We start from the raw sequence: 2,737 nt of genomic DNA, 5'->3' as shown, positions 1-2,737 counted from the left end.
CCTAACGGAGCGAGACGGACTGAAAGTCACATAACAAAACACCCCAAAAGATAGATTATAACATCTATCTTTTGGGGTGCTGTTTATTATTTATTTGACCCTAAGTCTTTTTCTACGATTCTTAATCCGATTGGAAAATCATCTTTTCCCAATTTCAATTTCTGTTTCTCAATCAACTTAGCATCCTTGAGACTATATTGTAATAAATGTCGACCAGTAGCTAGATACAACATATTTTCATTTGAAATTGTAAGAGAATTTATTTCTTCTGGTGTTTCACCTGAATCGTCATCCAACACAATGGCTTTTATAGTTTCATTTTGTAAATCAAGAACAGATAAAATATTCTTTCCTTCTACCTCGTGCTTGACGACAAGGTAATGATTATCTGGGCTTGGATAAAGCATATTAGGATAAGGATTGGGTAAGGTAAATAATTTCCTTTCTCCAGTGTGCAAATCGACTGACAACAATTGGTTTCCTGCCACCTTCTCAAAAGTATCTGTATCACGAATTGCAGAGATACTTACGAATGCCCTATCTTTGACAATTGCCAAGCCTTCTAACATTTCAACCTTTTTACCATCTGAAGTTAATCGAATTCTATCTTTTTCTTTCCAATGCTCTTTTTCATTTAGTACTATTAAATCTGAATCCAACACGCCTTCTGGACGATTTCGTTTTGGATCTTGATAAGCAATCTCAGCATATACGTTAGAATTATTTGCAACAATCTGACTCGAAATTGCTGTCATTTGGTTAAATTTTTTCTGAAAAACTTGCTTTCCATTAAGAGAAAAGACTGTTAATATTCCTGAGTTTGCATCTGTTTGAGCAGTATAAAAGTAATTAGAAGAGATACCTGATCCCATCATTGCATAATTCTTAGTATGATTTTTCCTCATCTCACCTTTAGAAAAATCAATTGAAATGATATTTTGATGATCTATTGGTGCAAAATCATCACCTTCAGTTATGATCATCTTATCACCACTGTTTAAACACGAAAACCAGAGATTAACATACGTTGCTACATCAATTTTTTCTACTCGATGTAACTCGAGCTTATTCTCTTTCTTAGTATATGATTGAATACTTTTTGAGGTGACCAAGTAAAGATTCGATTCTGGATCAACTTGAAACATTGGTGTTTGGACCTTAGAACAAGAAAGCAAAAGGAAGAATAGAAATAAAATCCCAAAAAGATAAGAGCGTTTCATATATCATTCCTACTATCTATTTCTGTATACAATAGTTGTTTTAGAATTTTTAACAAATTCACCCGGATGAATTGCAATTGCTGAGCCAAGATCATTGTCACTTTTATTCAAATCGATTCCTGATGTGTAGTAATACGCAGCCCATACAAGTTGAGAACAATAAAAACTATTTGTTTGTCGAGCATTCCAAAAATTTAAATTATAGGGTTTTCCTACCTGCTCACCTGCCCAATGACCGGCATTCCAATCTTGTTGAATAGTTGTTGTCTTTACTCCTACTTGCCAAACAGTTCCTTGAGTCCACTTTCCTTTTCTTAATCTTACAGGACTATTACTATTAGCTGCCTCTGCAACAGAGTAATTTTTTTGTGGCGCAATTATTCCAGCATGCCAAGTATTAAAGGGGCCTACCCCAAAACCTTGATCTGTTACACAAATTAGACCGTCTCGCCAGCTCCACGAACCAATACTTGTCCGTTCCATTGTTTTTAAATCACCTAATACAGGAGCATTTAGACCGTACTCTTTATATTCTATTTCTTTATTTGGAATATCATTTAGAATACTTTGTTTTTTATCGCTACTTTCGGTATTACTAATTGTATCTACATTCACAATTTTTATATTTTGAAAACTAAGAATGAATACCATCGACATTATGATTATTCTTGTAAATTTTCTCATTTTTTTCACCTAATGAAGCATAATCTTTTAACTGATTTGCGGAATACATAATTCATCTTTTCTAATTCACGAATTTAATTTTGATACAATCTTAATATTATATTATCAACTCTTATTTCTTGAAATTTAAATCACCTCTATCCATTTCACGACTTACTTTTTCACCAAGCATAATTTTTCTCACCACACGTAACCATGGCTGCTAATAACTCCTCTGGTGTCAGTTTCTTCAAGCCTCCATAGGTTGGATCCTGTACATGTGTATCGGGGTCTAGATAATAGATTGCTGAGATGTCCTTACCATCTGCTGTCAATTCATAGCCAACTCCGATCACATTATGTTCCCCACTTTTTCCAGGATAGATTTGAGCTACATTAAAGGTGTAATAGAGAGGATACCCATCATCAATATCTTTGCGTACGCGTTCTTTAAAGAGACGGATATCTTCCGAATCTGGACGAGCATCTGTTACAGTAACCAGTCGATAGCCTGCCTGATTTCCACTTGGTTCCGGATAGCCAAATAGATTCTGATTCAAGACGCGAATGGCATCTCGATTATGAGTCCCATAGGGATTATAAGTCCCCATTTCCTTAGCCAATTGATGTTGAGAGACGCTAACCCCTCGACTAGCCAGCATCATATGGACTGTCGCCGGTGCACAGAAATACCATTCTTCTTGAAGCTTTAGAGGAATAGGCAATAGTTTTCGGATCCCTTGATTCACTTTACTAGATGATTCTTGCTCGGGCGATTGAGAAGGTTGCGTATTCTCTTTCATTGAAGCTTGTTCCTGTTTTGAAGATGGCAAAGTTTGCTGAGTTCCGGCTTC

General features: G+C 35.7%; 3 protein-coding genes. All 3 read right to left on the bottom strand.

What is annotated here, in order from left to right; all coding sequences use genetic code 11:
- Positions 1–86 precede the first annotated feature (86 nt).
- The gene (locus HMPREF2832_RS03295) at positions 87–1,220 is read right to left on the bottom strand and encodes a hypothetical protein (RefSeq protein ID WP_070505544.1); all 1,134 of its coding nucleotides are present in this window, start codon (positions 1,218–1,220) and stop codon (positions 87–89) included.
- 12 nt (positions 1,221–1,232) lie between these two features.
- Positions 1,233–1,904 carry a YiiX/YebB-like N1pC/P60 family cysteine hydrolase gene (locus HMPREF2832_RS03290; protein ID WP_070505543.1) on the bottom strand — a complete coding sequence of 224 codons (672 nt, stop codon included), beginning with the start codon at positions 1,902–1,904 and terminating at the stop codon, positions 1,233–1,235.
- A gap of 161 nt (positions 1,905–2,065) precedes the next feature.
- A partial coding sequence (locus tag HMPREF2832_RS03285; protein ID WP_070505542.1) for a C39 family peptidase occupies positions 2,066–2,737 on the bottom strand: 672 nt, incomplete at its 5' end.

This window comes from Streptococcus sp. HMSC073D05 (assembly GCF_001812015.1).
Classification (GTDB): domain Bacteria; phylum Bacillota; class Bacilli; order Lactobacillales; family Streptococcaceae; genus Streptococcus; species Streptococcus parasanguinis_D.
The sequence above is the reverse complement of the archived record's forward strand: the minus strand, read 5'-3'. Positions and strand labels throughout refer to the sequence as shown.

Excerpts from the sequence above, each read along its gene's own strand:
- HMPREF2832_RS03295 (WP_070505544.1), bottom strand. The coding sequence starts at position 1,220 with ATGAAACGCTCTTATCTTTTTGGGATTTTATTTCTATTCTTCCTTTTG.
- HMPREF2832_RS03290 (WP_070505543.1), bottom strand. The coding sequence starts at position 1,904 with ATGAGAAAATTTACAAGAATAATCATAATGTCGATGGTATTCATTCTT.